This is a genomic window from Sphingobacterium sp. BIGb0165 (assembly GCF_024810095.1).
Taxonomy (GTDB): Bacteria; Bacteroidota; Bacteroidia; order Sphingobacteriales; family Sphingobacteriaceae; genus Sphingobacterium; species Sphingobacterium detergens.
Window position 1 is genome coordinate 97,572 of the sequence record NZ_JANUEB010000004.1, and the last position, 19,715, is coordinate 117,286.

General features: G+C 43.7%; 15 protein-coding genes. 12 read left to right on the forward strand and 3 right to left on the reverse strand.

Going from position 1 to position 19,715, the window contains the following annotated elements; translation table 11 throughout:
- The first annotated feature begins 58 nt into the window (after positions 1-58).
- From M2408_RS09790 to M2408_RS09805, 4 genes are all read left to right on the forward strand, one after another.
- Positions 59-1,042, forward strand: coding sequence for a FecR family protein (locus M2408_RS09790; RefSeq protein ID WP_259181305.1), 984 nt, complete (start codon positions 59-61; stop codon positions 1,040-1,042).
- A 5-nt stretch (positions 1,043-1,047) separates the two neighbouring features.
- Positions 1,048-4,461 (forward strand): TonB-dependent receptor, encoded by a 3,414-nt coding sequence (locus M2408_RS09795; protein ID WP_259181307.1) that lies wholly within the window; start codon positions 1,048-1,050, stop codon positions 4,459-4,461.
- 30 nt (positions 4,462-4,491) lie between these two features.
- Positions 4,492-6,183 carry a RagB/SusD family nutrient uptake outer membrane protein gene (locus M2408_RS09800; protein ID WP_259181308.1) on the forward strand — a complete coding sequence of 564 codons (1,692 nt, stop codon included), beginning with the start codon at positions 4,492-4,494 and terminating at the stop codon, positions 6,181-6,183.
- 82 nt (positions 6,184-6,265) lie between these two features.
- On the forward strand, positions 6,266-8,437 hold the full coding sequence (locus M2408_RS09805) for an alpha-galactosidase (RefSeq protein WP_259181311.1): 2,172 nt from the start codon (positions 6,266-6,268) through the stop codon (positions 8,435-8,437).
- Positions 8,438-8,625: 188 nt separating this feature from the next.
- Here M2408_RS09805 and M2408_RS09810 read toward each other — a convergent pair whose 3' ends face one another.
- From M2408_RS09810 to M2408_RS09820, 3 genes are all read right to left on the reverse strand, one after another.
- Complete coding sequence (locus tag M2408_RS09810; protein WP_259181313.1) at positions 8,626-9,282, reverse strand: MarR family winged helix-turn-helix transcriptional regulator; 657 nt, start codon at positions 9,280-9,282, stop codon at positions 8,626-8,628.
- A complete protein-coding gene (locus M2408_RS09815) occupies positions 9,239-9,502 on the reverse strand; it encodes a DUF2024 family protein (protein WP_259181315.1) in 264 nt (87 codons plus the stop codon). The genes M2408_RS09810 and M2408_RS09815 overlap by 44 nt, the downstream gene beginning before the upstream one ends.
- A 71-nt stretch (positions 9,503-9,573) precedes the next feature.
- Positions 9,574-9,843 carry a thioredoxin family protein gene (locus M2408_RS09820; RefSeq protein WP_244211652.1) on the reverse strand — a complete coding sequence of 90 codons (270 nt, stop codon included), beginning with the start codon at positions 9,841-9,843 and terminating at the stop codon, positions 9,574-9,576.
- Between the two features lie 162 nt (positions 9,844-10,005).
- Between M2408_RS09820 and M2408_RS09825 the strand changes: the two genes are divergently transcribed.
- The 8 genes from M2408_RS09825 to M2408_RS09860 all read left to right on the forward strand — a co-directional run bounded on the left by M2408_RS09825 (position 10,006) and on the right by M2408_RS09860 (position 19,584).
- Positions 10,006-11,379 carry a DUF1800 family protein gene (locus M2408_RS09825; RefSeq protein WP_259181317.1) on the forward strand — a complete coding sequence of 458 codons (1,374 nt, stop codon included), beginning with the start codon at positions 10,006-10,008 and terminating at the stop codon, positions 11,377-11,379.
- A gap of 16 nt (positions 11,380-11,395) precedes the next feature.
- Complete coding sequence (locus tag M2408_RS09830; protein WP_259181320.1) at positions 11,396-12,583, forward strand: DUF1501 domain-containing protein; 1,188 nt, start codon at positions 11,396-11,398, stop codon at positions 12,581-12,583.
- Between the two features lie 351 nt (positions 12,584-12,934).
- Entirely contained in the window at positions 12,935-13,783 is an 849-nt protein-coding gene (locus tag M2408_RS09835; RefSeq protein ID WP_259181322.1) for a mechanosensitive ion channel family protein, read from the forward strand.
- 68 nt (positions 13,784-13,851) lie between these two features.
- Entirely contained in the window at positions 13,852-15,858 is a 2,007-nt protein-coding gene (locus tag M2408_RS09840) for a BCCT family transporter (protein WP_259181325.1), read from the forward strand.
- Positions 15,859-16,059: 201 nt separating this feature from the next.
- On the forward strand, positions 16,060-16,587 hold the full coding sequence (locus M2408_RS09845; RefSeq protein WP_259181326.1) for a TlpA disulfide reductase family protein: 528 nt from the start codon (positions 16,060-16,062) through the stop codon (positions 16,585-16,587).
- A gap of 140 nt (positions 16,588-16,727) precedes the next feature.
- Complete coding sequence (locus M2408_RS09850; RefSeq protein WP_259181328.1) at positions 16,728-17,507, forward strand: DUF4476 domain-containing protein; 780 nt, start codon at positions 16,728-16,730, stop codon at positions 17,505-17,507.
- Between the two features lie 278 nt (positions 17,508-17,785).
- Positions 17,786-18,757: a type VI secretion system amidase effector protein Tae4 gene (locus M2408_RS09855; RefSeq protein ID WP_259181329.1), complete on the forward strand. Its 972-nt coding sequence runs from the start codon at positions 17,786-17,788 to the stop codon at positions 18,755-18,757.
- 11 nt (positions 18,758-18,768) lie between these two features.
- Positions 18,769-19,584, forward strand: a complete 816-nt coding sequence (locus M2408_RS09860; RefSeq protein ID WP_259181331.1) for a hypothetical protein — start codon at positions 18,769-18,771, stop codon at positions 19,582-19,584.
- Positions 19,585-19,715: the final 131 nt, after the last annotated feature.

Consider the following 19,715-nt stretch of genomic DNA (forward strand, 5'->3'; position numbering starts at 1 on the left):
AAAGGGGATCGTCCCTCTAGGTGACTTGGTTGTATTAGCTCTATATAACCGAGTAAATATGATGACCAACCAAGAAGTAACCGCGCTTTATATTAAGTTTATCCATGGGCAGTGTACCCAGGCTGAAATAGATGTATTGCTTTCCGTCCTCATAGAGGAACAGTATAGGGATGCCTTTCCTGAATATAAGCAGATTGCCCCATTTATTTCCAAAAAAGATGTACTGACAACGGATGCTTCTGACCGGATTTTTGCAGCTATTGTCGAAACGGAAATTCCAGCTCAGCCAGTTGCAGATCCACGTTTCAGACCTGGAAGGTGGTGGGCGGTGGCTGCCTCATTGTTGATGCTATCAGGAATATACTATCTCTTTACGGTACAGCAGATCCCCAAAAGTATCAAAACGGTCTATCGCGCATCCGACGAAAAGAAAATCTATCAGCTTCCGGATGGGACAGCGGTCACGCTGGACAAGGGTTCAGAACTCGAAGTATCCAACCATTTCGGTATAGATTCTATCCGTGAGGTCTGGATCAAAGGGGATGGCTACTTCAGTGTCGCTCATAACAAGAAAAAACCTTTTATAGTGCATACCCTTGCCGGCATGAATGTTAAGGTATTGGGTACCGAATTTAATGTTAGTGCCTGGAAGGATAAAGCTTATGTGGTGCTCAATAAAGGTAGTGTCGAAGTGAATACTGCGGATCAGCGGTTGCGACTGCAACCGGGGGAGAGAGCTCTTTTCAGCTCTTTGGAGCAGCGCATGGAAAAAAAATCGGTCGATACGGTCTTCTATAATGCCTGGAAAAATAATTTGCTGGCCTTTGATAATGATGCACTGAAAGATGTGGTACGGAAAATAGCGCGTCAATATTCCTGTTCCATCGAAATTGCGGATACCAATTTATCGCGGATGACATTTACGGGCTATATACCGCGGAATGACCTGGACCTGGCGTTGAATACTTTAGGTAAATCATTGAACTGTACCGTGGAGCTCATCGACGGCAAATATATTATTGAACCCAACCAATTAAACTAATTATTATGAGTAAAATTCTGAAAGGAATTGCTGGGCCGACATTTGTCCTTACGGCACTGGCAATGTCTCCTGCTGCCCTGGCCTGGGGGAGCAGCTGGCGCGGGGGAGTCGCCATGCAACGTGTGGAAACGTCAAAATCGATCATCCAGTTGCTGAATAAAATTGAACGAAAATTCAACGTAAAATTTAGCTACAGCCCGGATTTGCTTAAAGAGATTTCGGCAAATGGATCTGAAACGCCAAAGTCAAAAGGGGAGCTTATGCAATTTTTGCAAGAATTGATTCCTGAGGCCACAGTCACCAAACTAAATAATGAGCTGTACTCCATTGCGCCCCGCGAACGTCGTACGACAAACCTATATACGATGGAAGCAGCAAATAACATCACTGCGCAACAGCAGGGGATCAAGGGGACCGTCAGAAACGAAAAAGGGGAAAGCATCAGTGGTGTCAGCGTCGCCGTACTAGGCAAGGCAACCAGTACCAAGACGGCCGAGGATGGTAGTTTCGCATTAGAAAAAGCAGCTGTTGGTGACCGCTTGGTCTTTAGCTCGGTGGGCTACGACCGGCAAGAACTTATTCTGGAGAGTCTAGGTGAACTAAAAATCGTATTATCATCTTCCAACGTTGGCCTGGATGAGGTGATTGTTGTGGGTTATGGTAATCAGAAGAAACGTAATATCACAGGCTCCATTTCCAGCGTATCGGGCAAGGATCTGAATACCTTCCCAACTTCCAATATCACCAACGCCCTTGCTGGGCGTGTGAATGGTGTATTTGCCAGCCAGCGCAGTGGCGGCCCTGGTTCGGGTTCGGACATTGTGATCCGCGGTAAAAGTACCACCAATGGTACCGCTCCGCTGTATGTTATCGATGGTATCCCACGTACGCTCAATGATTTTCAAGCCCTGAGTACTGAAGAGATCGAAACGATTTCCATTCTGAAGGACGCCACCTCGGCAGCTGTATATGGGGCCCGGGCAGCAAATGGTGTCGTCTTGGTCACCACCAAACGCGGCAGTACACAGGCTCCCGTAATCACCTATTCCTCTTTTGTGGGAAAAGATACCTATACCCGCGTGCCCGAAAGAATGAACGCTTATGAACATTCGATCTATAGAAATAGGGTAGCCAAATTCAATAATCTCCCACTGACGGACCCAAGTTATTATACGGATGATGAAATCCAATATTTTAAGGACAATCAGACCAATTACGACTGGTTTAAAGGAGCTTGGCATGATCCCGTTTATACCAAGCATGACCTGACTGTGAATGGTGGCAGCGAAAATATCCGTTATTTCTCTTCCATTGGCTATTATTATCAGGACGGGGCTTTCAACAACCTGGACTATAACCGCTATAACCTGCGGTCGAATGTCGATGCGAAGATCTCCGAAAGGTTGAGTGTGTCGCTCAACCTGGATGCCTCTCTGCAAGGGCGGTCAAGACCCTATTGGCCCTATGACGGCGGGGATGATGACCGAATGTTTGACCTCTATCGTGGCCTGCTCAACAAACCACCGATGATGCCCTGGAAAATCGGGGATAACTATGTGCGTGCCTACCAGCAATGGAATCCCATTGCACTAATTGACAATGCGGGCTTTAGCAAATGGAACCGCAATACGTTCAATGGGCTTTTGCGCCTGGATTATAAAATACCGGGTATCGAAGGGCTGAAAGCCAATGCAACGATGAACTACCGGAAATACTATGATTATAATAAAACCGTCCGTAAGAAATATAATGTGGCCGAATTTGAAACAACAGGTGGGCACAACCATATCACAACGGACAAGGTAATCCGGACTTTGCAGCTGGGCGACTGGGAAAATAGTGCCTATGCATCCTTTAATCAGAATAATTCCTATACCCTGAATCTCTCCTTGGATTATAACCGCGTATTTGGTAAGCATGCGTTGACCGGACTTTTCCTGTATGAACAGAGCGAGGGTAATACAGCTTATCTCTACGGATTCCGCAATAAAATGCTGTCGACTTCGATCGAACAGCTCTTCATTGGTGATGCAGCCGCGGAAAATAAGGATGCGACGGGAAGTGAAACCGAAACAGGACGACTGGGCTATGTAGGACGTTTTACGTACGGCTATGACAATCGCTATCTTCTGGAGGCAAACTTCAGGTACGATGCGTCATTAAAATTTGCACCCAAGGGACGTTGGGGCTTTTTCCCTTCTGTTGCAGTAGGTTGGGTGTTATCGGAGGAATCTTTTGTTAAGGACAAATGGACCTTTGTGGACAACCTCAAACTCCGTATTTCCCATGGATTACTGGGTAATGACGGTGGCGACAATGTGGCCGAATATGGTTATATCAATCGTTATTCGATCACACCAGGTGCTATATTCGGTGGTGCCACAGCAGGAATTATGCCTGGTGCTTTGCCGAATTATGATATTACCTGGGAGAAGACCCGTATTACCAACGCTGGAGTTGACTTTAGTTTTTTGAAAGGCGGACTTAGCGGTTCCCTGGAATATTTTCGAAAACATACCTATGATATTCTGGGTTCCCGGATAGCGTCTACACCAAATACCTTTGGTGCACTTTTGCCAAGGGAAAACTATGGTATTGTCAACAACTACGGGATAGAGCTCTCACTGCGTCATGATCGGCAGATCAATAAAGACCTGAGTTATTTTGTGGGTGGAAACTTCAGTTTTGCACGCAATAAAGTGGAAAAATGGGATGTCCTGGCCGGAGCATTTGACTATCAACAGCGTGTGGGAAGACCGATTGATTTCATTACGGGCTACCAATCGGAAGGGATCGCTCGTACAGAGGCTGACCTTGCAGGGCTGCCTACCTATAATGGATTTGCCTATAGCCTGGGCGATGTAAGGCTCAAGGATAAAAATAGCGACAGTAATATTACCAGTGCGGATAATGTGGTCTTAAGTAAAAAAAGCATCAATCCGGAAATCATCTACGGGTTTACCTTGGGTGGCAAATGGAAAGGACTTGATTTTAATGCATTTTTCCAAGGCGTGGCCAACCGCGAAATTATGTTTCCCAATCGAGCGGACCTATGGGACGAACAGGCTGTACTCCGTATTTTCACGGATAGCTGGTCGCCGGAGACGCCGAATGCGAGATATCCTCGGGTAGGTGGCATCGGTGCCAGTAGTCTTGGCGCCAGCAGGGACGCTTCGTCATTCTGGTTGATGAACGGCAATTACATGCGTTTGAAAAATCTGGAGATTGGCTATACGCTCAGTGAATCACTGACTAAACGCCTGGGAATTGGCGGATTGCGGGTGTACGTATCGGGAACCAATCTGCTGACATTTGACAGCATCAAGGTTGCCGATCCGGAGGCAATAGCGGGTGACTATGGCGTATACCAGTATCCGATTATGAAGAGTATTACTGGAGGCTTGTCATTCAAATTTTAACCCTAATGATCAATTAATCTTTTTTGAGCAATGAAAAATTTTAACACATTATATAGCTTATTAGCCGCTGGGGTACTCGTAATGAGTTCGTGCAGCAAGGTGTTGGATAAGAATGATCTATCGGCGATCAGTGAGCCTGTGGTCTGGTCGGATCCCAAATTGGCGACTGCCTTTGTCAACAATATATACATGACACTGCCGGGTTGGGATGTCGGTCTTGCAGACGCTACGGATGAAGCGTCTAGAAAAACAAGTTGGATCGACGGAACAACAACTATTGATAATGGTGGACCTGGATATTGGCCCTATAGCGATATTCGGAAAATGAATATTTTCCTGAAGGAAATCGATGGGCCTCAGAGTACCATTGTCCCCGAAACACGTAAGGTGCTGAAAGGACAGGTACGCTTTATCCGGGCGTACACCTATTTTGAGATGGTGAAACGTTATGGTGGTGTACCTCTGATCTTAACACCGCAGGAGCGTACCGAGGATCTGCTCGTGGAGCGCAACAGCACAAAGGACTGTTTTGATTTTATCGTCAATGAACTGAACCAGGCGGCCGATGAGCTTCCTGCAAAATATATAGCTGCAGATGATCTGGGACGGGTTACCAAGGCCGCGGCTTTGGCCATGAAAGGTCGTGTGCTGCTGTTTCGCGCCAGCCCACAGTTTAATCCCAATAATATGACATCTGCTTGGGAGACAGCTTACAAAGCCAATAAGGAGGCACTAACGTTTTTAAATTCCAATGGCTATGGCTTGGTGGATAAATATAACAACGCAAGTTTATTTCTGGCCGAGATGAACAAAGAGGTGGTCTTTGCCATCCGCTACCTACAACCCGGACGCAGCCAAAACCGGGATGCTGCGGTTCGGCCCATTGATTTTACGGCCAATGCAACGGGCGGCTGTCATCCGATCCAGAAACTCGTGGATGCCTTTCCGCTCAAAAGCGGCAAGAAAGTACAGTGGAATAGTCCACAATTTAACGGTAATGCATCCCTGAGCTGGCAAAATCGGGATGACCGCTTTTATACGACCATCGTGTACAATGGGGCCAGTTACCTGGGAACAACAATGGCGCTCTATGATAATGCACAAAATGGCTACGCCTATGGTAAGCAAAATGGTTCACTGACAGGTTATTATTCACGTAAAGCGATCGACGAATCTTTGGATATCACCAATTCGCAGATATCGGGAACGGATTTTATCGAAATGCGCTATGCCGAAGTGCTGATGAATATGGCTGAAGCGGCCCTGGAGACAGGCCGTCCAGCCGAAGCTTTTGATGTACTCAAAACCATTCGTAAACGGGCGGGAATTGCCGAAACGACAGCCGGGGATCCCGAACTGGCTGGCAAGCTTTACGGACTGAACCCTGCAATGGGACAGACAGAGATGCGTCAGGCGGTACGGGATGAGCGTTACATTGAATTTGCATTTGAACAGAAACGCCTCTGGGATCTCCGCAGATGGAAAGCCATGGATCAGATCATGGTGGGCCAACAGAAACGCTTCGCTTTGGTGTTGCATCAGCAGGCAGGAGCACCGGGAGGGTATACGTATACCTTGACCGAACGTGATTTTTCACCGATGATCTATAAACAGAATATGTATTTTCTACCTTTATCTACAGCGACCATGCAAGGCAATGCGAAATTGCAGCAGACAAAGGGCTGGGGAAATGGTATATTTGATCCATTGGCAGGATTATAAACCCAATCGATTACTATTGCCCTGCTCCAATAACTGCAGGGCGATATTGAAACGACGATTACTTTCCTAATTTATACAGAACATGAGATTTAAGTTACTTTTAGTTGCATTAGCGTTCATAGCCGCGGAAAATGGATTCGCACAGAAAAAGGAGAATAAGCCGCAGGACTGGCTAATCAGTGGTGCTGCACCGTACCAATCCCGCATTGCGGTCGACGGCCAGAATATTGTCTTGGACAATGGGCTCGTGCGCCGCTCTTTTTGGATCAAGCCGAATGCCTTCTGCTATGATTTTACCAACTTAACTACAGGACAGCAGCTGATTCGTGCCGTACAGCCTGAAGCTCAGCTGCAGCTCAACGGCAAGTGGTATAATGTCGGTGGGGTGGATGGGCAGAAGGAACGCGCTTACCTGCGACCAGAATGGATGCCCACATTTACGGCAAAACCTGAAGATTTTAGTTATGTCAAACATGAGATTAGTGAACTGGATCCGCTGCTGCCCTGGAAGGGGGACAAGTGGTGGTCTACACACAAGGCTGCAGGAAAAGGCAAGGTCCTGACTTTTACCTATGCTGCTCCGGCCGCCGCAGCATTATCTGGAATTGAAGTAAAAGTACATTATGCCATCTACGATGGGATCCCACTGATAAGTAAATGGGTAACTGTTCAGAACAGTGGTAACCAAACGGTGCAGATCAATCAGGTGATCAATGAGAAGCTGGCGCTTGTTGAAGAAGAAAGTGCTGTGGTGGGTTCGGTCGAGGATATGAAAAAACAGCACGGCCTTTACGTCGAAAGTAATTTTGCTTTCAATAATGCCATGCGTTATCACTTGAGTGACCAGTCTTTACACTGGAAAGCGGACTCTACCTATACCTCACAGGTGAATTACGACTTAAAAACGCCGGCGATCATGGAGGTGTACCCGACGGTGGGCGTAGGCATTAAGCTTGCTGCAAAGGACAACTTCAGTTCGATCCGTTCCTGGGAACTGCTGATGGATAGTTATGATCGGGAGCGCCGTGGCCTGGCCATCCGAAAGATGTATCGGACCATTGCACCATGGACAACTGCCAATCCAATCTTTATGCACCTGGTCAGCAAAAAAGATGAGCAGGTTTACACCGCCATTGACCAGTGCGCTGCCACAGGATATGAAGCACTCATCCTGAGCTTTGGCAGCCATGTAAATATGGAGGATACAACAGCCGGTAACCTTGCGGCCTTGAAAAAGCTGGCAGATTATGCGCACAGCAAAAATATTAAAATAGGGGCTTATTCTTTATTTAGTTCGCGCAAGATCAGCGAAGCGGATGATATTATCAACCCGAAGACAGGAAAGACGGGGGGGACGTTTTTCGGAAATGCTCCTTGTTTTGGCTCAAACTGGGGGATAGGTTATGCCCAACGGATCAAAACATTTTTTGAAAAAACAGGATTTGATATCTGGGAAAATGATGGTCCTTTTCCGGGGGATCAGTGCGCTTCAACGAGCCACCCCGGTCATCATGGGCTTGAAGATAGCCAATGGGTGCAATTTAATATGCAAAAGCAGCTGTATCATTGGCTGAATGCCCGCGGCGTATATATTAATTCCCCGGACTGGTACTTTTTGGACGGTTCCAATAAGACGGGAATAGGGTATCGGGAAGTGAACTTTTCACTGCCCCGTGAAAATCAGCGTATCCTCAACAGACAGAATATCTTTGATGCACTCTGGGAACAGAACCCATCCATGGGCTGGGGGTTTGTACCCCTGACAGCTTATCAGGGTGGTGGAAAAGAGGCGGTATTGGAACCGCTGGATGAGCATCAGGAGGATTATAAACAGCTGATGATGCAATACTATGGTGCTGGTGTACAGGCCTGCTACCGTGGTCCTCGTCTCTATGATACGGAGCAGACCAAGCAGACAGTGATTGATGTCATCCAATGGTATAAAAAATACCGTACGATCCTCAATGCCGATCTGATCCATCTGCGTCGTGCGGATGGTCGCGATTGGGATGGCTTTTTGCATGTGAATGCAGCTGAAAAAGGAAACAAGGGATTAGGGATGCTGTTTAATCCGTTGAAAACTGCCATCACAAGGACCATTGAGATCCCTCTTTACTACACGGGATTAAAGGGAGCTGCGAAAATAACTTTTGATGACAGGACGGTAAAAACAGCCTCTTTAGATCATCTGGCTAAAACAACAATGACTATCACCATACCGGCTGAGAGCTACCGTTGGTTTACGGTGGAGTAAATCCCCTGGATGCGGTATCGCTTGAGCACAGGGGTATGAACGACTATGTTGATCGCTTAGAATAGGGATTATATCCTGAAGCTGTGGGTGAAGATTCCAGCAAAAGAATAGACGTGGTATCTGTTACAGTAGGGTGTACTTTTAACAGGCTGCATGGCCCCTCTATTTTTGGAGGGGCTTTTTATGTTTCAAGCCTTTTGTCTACTATTTAGGGCCAGATGTTCGGGACAATCAATCTGTAATGCTGCAACAGCCATATACTGCTGCAGCAGGTTACAGTAGTGAAGGTTTTCTTTCTTTCGGTAATGCTGGCAGGTCTGACACATCCGCTGATGACTGATGACATTGACACAGTATAGCTTGTGTAGGAGCTGCGAAAGGGAGGAAAAGAGGTTTTCTTTATCTGTAGCAGCCATTTCTCCGATGCCCGACAGCAGTGCCCTGTCAAAAAGAGCGGCCTCCAATGCGCTTGTTCGGCCTTTCGCAAGTAGCTGGATCGTAAACTTTCTAGAGTCCGAAGGGTCGTATACTTTTTCAATCAGCATTTTACGTTCCAGTAGTTTAATGGTGTCGCTGATGCTGGCTTTGGAGATATTAAACGTGCCGGAAAGTAGACTTACGCTAACCTGCTGCTCCGGATGCTGGAGCAGGAAAATAAGGATCTGCAGCTGTATCGGATTGAAGGACTGTTCGGTCGCCTTCTTCCAGGCAAGCGTGCGTATCACCTGCGATACTTTCTCCAGGGCAGATGCGATCTTACGGTCGATCGCTGTCGGAGTGCTGACTGCTGTTTTGGAGGAGCTAATCACAACCTTCCATTTCGATAATAAAATAACCTTTTGCATGGAGGCTCTCCAGCATCTCCGCACTGGCGATTTCCTGATGGCATAAGCGGCATTCCTTTGCGGTTAACTGCAAATCTGCATGTTGTTTTGTGGCCAGGTATTCTTTCCCCATTTGATGGATAATGGCCTCCTCACGGATGTATTCTGGCGCAATAATATCAAAATGCATTGTTTCGCCATTTTGTTTTTTTACATAGGTATCCCAAACTGTTACTTTCATTTTTTTAATTTTTTAAGATTGAAAACAAGAAAAAAGGCTGCAAGGTAGTGGTGCTCTTGCAGCCTTTGCAACTAGCCCTTTACATCTGCCAGGGAGGCGCCGAAGTTGATATGTAAAACATTTCCATTGGGTGTGACCAGCGCTGGTACTGACTGGATCCCTGCTGTTTCCGCTTCACCGATACGTGCCCGGTCTTCGCCAATATTGACAACCTCTACATTCGCTTCGCCGATAAGGCCAATAATGTCTTGTTCTGCGCTGACACAAACCGGACAGCCGGCGTGATAAAAAATTGATTTTTTCATGATAATTGAATCATTAAGTGATGACCTTATTGTCAATACAAACTTAGTTAGGTGTCCTAACTTGTAGCTGATCCAGAATGTCGAAATTTAGCACAAACTGGTGGGTATTGTTAATTTACCTTAAGGTTTGTTAAATGTCTGCCTCGCCTCAAAAACATTTGTAATTTAAGTTGTTAATTAGCAATAAACGGGAATAAAATGGTTTCTGAATTTATCAAAAATAAACATTTGGCGAATCGTGCTGGATTTGGAATTAGCCTTGAACAGATCGCCACTTTCGAACGGCAGTCGATCGCCGAAGTTTGGCAAAGCTATGCGAGGGTGCGCGACTTCGAACCAATAAGTTTCAAGAGTACGGACACGGACGCTGATTATGCCGCACTTTCAACATTGGATGCTGTAGCGAAAAAACAAATACAGCAGCGAAACCGACAACGGAATATTGAGATCAACCTTAATTTTCTGACAGCCATGGTTCATTCGGAGGATCAGCTGCGTGAGAAGATGGCTTTTTTCTGGCACGGGCATTTTGCCAGCCGCGTGGTCAACTCAACTTTCAGCGCACATATTCTCAATGAGATCAGAAAAAATGCGCTGGGAAATTTTAGGGATCTGCTGTTTGCCGTTTCCAAAGCCCCGGCTATGCTTAACTTTCTCAACAATCAGCAGAATAAAAAAGGGCATCCGAATGAAAATTTTGCAAGGGAGGTCATGGAACTCTTCACGATGGGGCGTGGTCATTATACCGAAGTGGATGTGCGGGAAGCTGCACGTGCATTTACAGGTTGGTCCTATGATAAGGAGGCCAGATTTATGGAAAGAAAGAAGTTTCATGACCCCGGGACAAAAATATTTTTAGGGAAAACCGGAAATTTTGACGGAAATGAGGTACTGGATATCATCCTGGAGCAACCGGCAACGGCAAGATTTATTACAGCGAAGTTGTATCGTTTTCTGGTCAATGAACAGGTAGATAATGAATTGGTCGATATGCTGAGCAAACAATTCTATGATTCGGGCTACGATATCAAGCAGCTACTAGATCACATATTTACCTCATCTTGGTTTTACGAACCAAAAAATATTGGCAGCAAAATAAAATCGCCAATAGAACTGATGGCTGGTATTATGCGTATGTTGCCGATGAAAATAGAGAATCCCGAAAACCTGATTGTTTATCAAAAACTATTGGGACAGCTCTTGTTATACCCACCGAACGTAGCCGGATGGCCTTCAGGAAAGGCCTGGATCGATAGTTCAACGCTCTTGCTGCGGATGCAGATACCGCAGATATGGAGCGGCTTGCGTCCGCTTGAGCTCAGCCCACAACAGGATGACGACCTGGATATGGGCTTAAAACAAAACCGAAAGCTCAGCAAAGGATTCAAAAATACGAATATGACGATCGCCTGGACAGCGGTTGAAGCTGCATTTGCGGGCAAGGAGCCTACAGGACTATTATTACAGCATGAACCTTCATTCAAACAGCCTATACTCAAAAAATACGCTGCCGGAAATAGCAGAATGTCAATTATTGAAACAATGAGTATGCCCGAATATCAGCTCTGTTAACCTAAAAAATACAACCATGATCATCAAAAGACGTGAATTTCTTAAAGTAGGCTCCCTGGCAACAGCATCTCTGTTACTGCCCAATTTCTTAAAGGCAATGGCTTTGCCCAATGCCTTGGAAAGAGAGCAGAAAGTCTTGGTTATTTTACAGTTGAGCGGTGGAAATGATGGACTGAATACGATCATCCCCCGGCGTAACGATATCTATTTTCGTGAACGGCAGACTATTGCCGTGGAGAATGCGCTTCCACTCACGGATGAAGCTGGTATTAACCCTGCTTTGGGCTTTTTCAAAGAACTATTCGATAATGGTGAATTGGCGGTGCTCAATAATGTCGGTTATCCCAATCCTGACAAGTCTCATTTCCGGAGCATGGATATCTGGCATAGTGCAAGCCGCAGCGACGAATATCTGGAGAGTGGATGGCTAGGGAGGTACCTGGATGAGGCTTGCTACGACTGCACACACCCCACACAGGCACTGGAGGTCAATGATATGCTAAGCCTCGCCCTCAAAGGAAAACACAAAAAGGCTTTTGCCTTTACAGATCCTAAAAAGCTCTATCAGACCAGTCAGGAAGAATACTTTAAGTCGCTTTATGAAGATCATCAGCATGAAGACGAAACCGTAGGTTATCTCTATCAAACATTGGGGGAAACCATCAACAATGCGGACTATATCTTTGAAAAGAGCAAAGTAAAGTCTACGACGGCACCATATCCTGATTCGGCACTGGGAAAGGATTTCAGAACAATCGCCTCCCTGATCAAATCGGATATTAATACACAGGTCTACTATCTTCAGATCGGTAGTTTTGATACGCATATCAATCAGCGGCAACGGCAGGAGGGCTTATTTCGGACCATCAATGATGCAGTAGAAGCCTTTGTAGATGATCTCAAGAAAAATGGTCTTTTTCAGCAGGTGATGCTGATGACCTTTTCAGAGTTTGGTCGTAGGGTAGCACAAAATGCGAGTAATGGTACGGATCATGGTACAGCAAATCAACTTTTTTTTATCTCAGGTGGTTTAAAGGAAAAGGGGCTGCGCAATGCACTGCCTGATCTGGAGCATCTTAATGCAGGAGATCTGGTGTATTCGGAGGATTTCAGAAAAGTGTATGCCACGCTATTGAAAAACTGGTTAGGCGCAGATTCTTCCAAAATATTGGGCTGGAAGAATGGTGTTTATGATTTTATTTAAAGGTAAAAGCCTGTAGGTTGCCATTACCGCATATGCTTCAATCTTGTTTTTTTAGACCAGAGCTCCGTATTCGGAAGCTCAAATTTGCTGTTGTCAAATAACGGATCTATCGTGGGTTTCTGTCGCTTTTTAAATAATACATAGATTATATTGATAAGATCGTTTTTATGTATCTATTGTCTCTATACTCTTGGTTTAACGGTAATGGAGTCTTATTAATTTCATAATTGTTGTAAACAATTATGCGCTTTGATTGTTGAAAATGTAAATAAAATGGCTGTTGTTTGAAGAATAATTAATCTTTGATTATATTGAGCCCCTTACTTTACATTTTTAATAAATATTAGTGCTATGAACAATTTAGAATTGAACGATGTCCAGCAACATTGGGATAACTTTATTTCCTCAGCGATTGCTTGGGCTCCTCGTGTTATTACTGCCGTAATTTCCGCTTTACTCATTTATTTGATAGGTTCGTGGATCATCCGTTTGATCAAGCGAATGATTGATAAAGGCTTTGAAAAGCGCCAGATGGATATTTCTCTGCGACGATTTTTAAGCAATCTGATCAGTTGGATCTTAAATATATTATTATTTATCGTTGTAGTCACCCAGTTAGGGGTACAAACTTCAGCTTTTGTCGCGATTATCGGTGCTGCCGGATTGGCCATCGGTCTGGCGCTACAGGGATCATTGTCCAATTTTGCTGGTGGGATTCTTATTTTGTTGCTAAAGCCTTTTCGTGTAGGTGATTATATTTCATCGAGTGCGAATGTATCTGGAACCGTTAATGAAATAGATATTTTCAATACCAAATTGACCACGCCGCAAAATCAACAAGTGGTTGTTCCAAATGGAGTTTTATCGAACAGTAGCGTGACCAATTTTACCCAGCTCGGTACGAGACGTACTTGGTTTGATATCGGCGTTGCCTATAATTCCGACCTAAAAAAAGCCAAGGAAATTTTACTCGATGTTGCCCAGAAAAATGAATTCGCTTTTAAGGAGCCCGCACCACAGGTGGTGGTGACTGAGCTTGGTGACAGCGCGATCAATCTCTCCGTGAGGGTCTCCACTTCAAACGCAAACTTTTGGACCATGCAGGAACAACTGATTATCGATAGTAAGGAGGCCTTGGATAAGGCCGGAATTGAAATCCCTTTTCCGCAACGCGACATTCACATCAGAAGCAACGCATAATCGTTAAAAATCACAAACGGAGATTATGATTTAATCTCCGTTTATTTCTATTATATAAATAAAATTTAGTGTTCTTATCCAAATCGACTTTTAAAAAAGGAATTGTTATCCCCAGTCTGATCTTTATTATCGGGATCTGCCTGTTATCGGTATTTCTCCCAACATTGACAGTACATATCTTAGATACTGTCAAGGAATTTATCTTTATTAACCTCAACTGGGTCTACGTATGGGGGGTGACCTTGTTTGTGATCTTTCTGGTCTACCTGATGTTCAGCAAGTTTGGAAATATCAAACTGGGTAGCAATGATAGTAAACCTGAATATTCTTTCTTTTCCTGGATCTCCATGTTGTTTGCCGCCGGGATGGGGATTGGACTGATGTATTTTAGTGTGGCTGAGCCCATGCAACATTATTCGACTGAAGTATTTGCTACAAATCATTATATCAACCGCGCAAAGAATGCGCAGCTCTATACTTTCTTCCACTGGGGTATCCATGCTTGGGCTATCTACGGGGTGGTGGGATTGGCGCTATCTTATTTTGCCTACCGCTACAGGCTCCCGCTTTCCTTGCGCAGTTGTTTTTATCCGCTATTGAAAAACAGAATCAATGGTAAATGGGGTAATGCCATTGATGTATTTGCACTGTGTAGTACATTCTTTGGTATTACGACAACCTTGGGCTTTGGTGTGGTTCAGGTAAATGCAGGTCTTCAGACACTGGGTGTTGTCCCTGAAAGTAGTTTTACTTATCAGATCATTATTGTCGGCGTTTTGACCTTGCTTTCCATTATATCGGCAACCTCGGGGGTGGATAAGGGCGTGAAGATATTGAGTAAGATCAATATCATTACGGTGGTCGTGCTGTTATTGTTTGTCCTCCTGCTTGGCCCAACGGTTTATCTGATCGGTAGTTTTACGGAGGGAATCGGCAACTATATCAATAATTTTTTTAGTCTGACATTTGATACCCATGTCTATGATGAAGCTACTTTACCTTGGTTCTACAGCTGGACAATTTTGTACTGGGCCTGGTGGATCTCCTGGTCTCCCTATGTGGGATTATTTATTGCAAAAATTTCAAAAGGACGGACGATACGTGAATTTATTGCCGCTGTGCTGATTATTCCAACATTGTTCAACTTTATATGGATGTCTGTTTTTGGTAATAGCGCCATCTGGTTTGACATCAATATCGCCAAAGGAGCACTGAGTGCTTTAGCGGATAATCCGGATGCGCTGATGTTTAAATTTTTGGATTATATGCCCTTATCAGGCTTGGTCAACTACTTGGTCATCCTGATCATTATCATATTTTTTGTGACATCAGCAGATTCTGGAATATTTGTGATGAACAGTATCGCCACCAAGAATGCTATTAAGTCACCAAAATGGCAGATGGTCTTTTGGGGAGCCTTGTTGGCCATCCTAGCGTTGATGTTGTTGAATACAGGGGGATTGCAGGCCTTGCAGACCATGACACTGATTACGGCTTTGCCATTCTCCATTATTATGCTGCTTTTCTGTGTCAGCTTGGTAAAAGCCTTGGTGATCGACAGTAGCTATTATGAACGGGATTTTTCGGTAAGCACAGTGCCTTGGTCTGGAGAGTTTTGGAAGGATCGACTAAAACAAATTGTTTCGTTCAAAAGCCGCGAATCTGTCGATCAATTTATCGAAACTACGGTAGGGATCGCCTTCGAAGAGCTGCAGGCAGAATTTAAACAGAACGATATTGAAGCCAAGATAAAACTATTGGATAATCCCAAAAGAGTGGAAATTGAAATTCGCTATGATCTGGTCAACAACTTTATATATGGTGTCAAAAACCAGGTTAAAGTGGTTTCTGACTATGTGATGGAGGAGGAAAACCTTCCGGATCTTCCAGATAAGAAGACCTATTTTCCTAAATCTTATTTTGGCGATGCGCGTGAGGGGTATGATGTACAATACTTTACTAAAAACGAGTTGATCAGCGATGTACTCAAACATTATGAACGCTTTTTGGAAATTATTTCAGAAGAGAAAAATGAAATGTTTATCAGCAGTAATGCAAACAAGAAAATGAGTTGAAACGATGGTGATACTTTTACCGTCGCTGGATTTCGCCTGTTGAAAAAGTAAAGAGCACTTATTTATTACAAAAAGCACTGACATCAGTACTTAACGATATCGACGTAGAGGGTTCAACACAGGTGTCGTTAAGTACTTTTTTGGTTTAATAATAGGAGATATTAATCCTATATTTAGCGTAGAAAATATATGATCAACTTTATGAATGTAAAAACACAAATAAAAGCTATTGCGCTGATGTCCCTTTGTCTGTTATGTACCATTGGTCATGCACAGGAGAGCAACAATAATAAAAAATTATGGGCAAAATCTATTTTGAATAAGAAGGCACCAAAGCTGGAGGTAGAGCAGTGGCTGTCTGATGCGCCGGACACAAAGGGCAAATTTGTGCTCATTGATTTCTGGGCGACATGGTGCGGACCTTGCCGCAGGGTCATTCCGGAATTGAATGAGTGGCATAAAAAATATGGGGACAAGCTCGCGATAATTGGTGTTTCAGACGAAGCGGCTACTGTAGTTCAAAATGCCAAAGAAATTAAAATTGACTATTACAGTGCTGTAGATACTAAAGGCAAGCTGAAAAAAGAACTTGAAGTACAGGGGATACCACATTGCATTTTGCTAGATCCTGATGGTATTGTCCGTTGGGAAGGATTTCCTACCTTGGAAGACCACGAACTGACAGAAACCGTACTCACTAACGTTATAAAAAAATATAGTAAAAAGTAAGAATAACAGCTTTAAATAGCGCTACTAGTGGGCTACACGATGCAGCGCTATAATTGATTAAATAAATTTATTAAAAAATTGTGGGGTGAATTAATCTTTGCACGAACGAAAGAGTCATAGTCTTAAATAATCTGTATTTTATGTTGAAATATACCCTCGTTTTTTTTCTGGTTCAGTTGATCGGAATTAATCTACAAGCCCAATATCGTCCTTCCAATATGGGAAGAATTACAGTTGTCTCCGACAGTCAGCCCTTTATCCTTTCTTTGAATGGGGTAACCTATAATGATCGGCCGGAATTGCAAGTGACCATTGATGGACTTTCGGATCAATTGTATGCGATTAGCACCCTGATAAGTGGAAGAGGACAGCGGGAAATGGAACGGAGACAGATTACAGTACGCAATGAAAACGGTGATTTTGTGGAGATGATTTTTAAAGTCGGAAGCCAGCGCAATACACGGAGCCGTAGCCAACTTATTAATCTATTTGCTCAAATTCCAATAGACATGTCGTCGGTAGACAACGGTAATGGCGTGGCTTATGCTTACGGTGCACCGGGCAGACCTATTCATCTGGGCGATAATCCGGATATGGGGATTCCTCCGATAAATTCCATTACACCGATCAGCAGGGCAGAATTGGATCGTTTATTCAGTCTCATGAACAGGGAACCTTTTGACGATGCGAAATTCAAAATAATTAACCCGATCTTTTCTGAGACAACACTTCGCGTTGAACAGATTAGTGAAATCATGAAACGTTTTCAATGGGATGATGGAAAACTGAAAGTCGCCAAGGCCGCCTACGGAAATTGTTCGGACAAAAGAAATTATTCCACATTGACAGGAAACTTTACTTTCCTGGGTAATAAAAATGATCTGCTTGACTTCATTGAAAAGCAGCAAAGAATGAGGTAAAACTAATTCTCAAGGTATACAGTGAGCCCAGCATATTTGTTGGGCTTTTTTTATAAGCACCTCAATCCCATCAGCGGGGGCTGGACGAATTTAGGTTGATATCCAACGGATTTAAGTTGACGTCCGGCGGATTTAAAACGCTAGTTTGTTCCTAATGACCAATGACTTAATATTACATTGATTTTAATACATGCGTTTACACTTTGGAATGTAGTTTGATAGAAATTATGTGAACCAAATGTGAGCGGTACCTTGTAAAAGATAGGTTTTTGGTAATTATGGCGAATGTAAAATTTGGTAGCTATTCCCCACAAAAGGTGGAGAAAGTAGAAAATGACTTTATTCCGATTGTGTCGCACAATAGAAACTGGGGTGATCCAATTAATTGCTTCTATGTGGAAAATCCACAAAGGAGAATCACAACACTATCTTCCTATCTGGATTCGGATAAGGTGAAGCAAAATTTGGAGCAGTTATATTACAGGGTAAACCATATGATTCTAAATTTTAAAGTTGATAAGGGCAATAAGGGCGCGAACGATAACCGGGGTAATATTACCGTGAAATCGGACAAACTGAAATTTGTTCCGCCAGGCAAAAAGCCTAGCGATGCGCAGTCTTCGATCAAGCTAAAGCAAACCTATGGTTCGAGCTTCAGTTTGTCTATTGTCGCCAATAATATCAAGGATAAGACTGAATCGTTTATTGATTTTTATGCCGATGATGATGATTTCTATTTTTATAATGTGAGCAATATTTTCTGTGGTCGCGTCAGTTTGACGTATTATGAACCTTTGTTTCCAAAAATTTATGCGAATTATCCAAAGCCATATACATCCAAGCCTTGTAACGAAGGTCATTTTAATCAATGTGCTATCCGGATGAGTATAGCCTTAATGAAATCTGGAATCGCACTCGATAACGTAAAGAATCTTTCCAATCCTGGTGGTCAGACCTATTGCGGGCACAAGCATGTGCTTGGTGCATTCAACTTAATGAAACATATCGGCACCTTACACTTTTGGAAAAGACGAACAACGTATGATGGAACAAAGCAGCGTGTTTATGATATTGTACGGGATAAAACGGGCATACTCTATTTTGAGAATTTCATCGAAATTGAAAATGAACGACCACGACGTAGCCATTCATATGCGCACATCGAAGTTTGGAATGGATCTGCATTGGTCAGTGGATTCGATATACAGATGTTTGACGCAACGACCATTGTTTTTTTTGAAATAGAATAAGACTAGAACGGATGATAAGATTTACTTTTTTTGGTGGCATATTGCTTTTTTGTTTGGCCTGCAATACAAAAGGCAACAAGGATAAAATTGGTGGAACTGATTCGCTGGCAGCATTGAATGCTTTTATAGCAAAAGATTCAATGGATTTGCTTTCGCACAAAGAGCGCAAAGACAAACAAATATGGATAAACAGGCGTCTAGAGGACTACCTATTGGGCAAGGATTCGGTATTGCCGGATCGTTCGCCTATGGCGCTGACAATAGACGAAAAAGGAGCTTTTCTGAGTTATCGCTACGAGGGTACACGATCTTATTTTCCGTTTAAATTGGGAATGAAGGATTTTAACTATCAAGATATGACCTTGACCACGGTGGCAGACTCGGTCATTGACCTCAAGATGAAAAATGGGGATGATTTTACCTTTGTCCTACGGCGGGCCAACGAGAATGGAATGCCAGATATCAGTAAATCTTTATTGCAGACTTTGTTGCCGACAAAGAGGCTTCAGCGTATGAGCAAAGGGAGCCACAAGGTGGAGAATGGGATAATATGTACCGAAAGAAGCTGGTCGAATGCCGCATATTGCATGTGCGATAACAGACTCTTTAAATACAAAGTAGGTTATGACTATCCCGTACAAACAGCTTCAGGAGTATCTAAACCAGTCTATTACGTAGGAATAAGTGACCATCAGGGGGGCGAAAAAACATATAAAATGGACAGAAGGGAAAATGAGATCCTGCTGAAAGATCTAACTTCAGGAGAGGTCTTGTACATCTTGTATACCGATAAAGCGGGAACCCAAAATGTTCCTGTGCAACAATAATAAATATATGGCCGGATAGAAAAATGTATGTATTTTGTTACATATCTATTTATTCTGCACAAAAAATAATTGACGTATGAATGCTTTTTTTTGCAGTGTAAGCGCGGTTTTTTGCAAGGCTTGGTAGGATT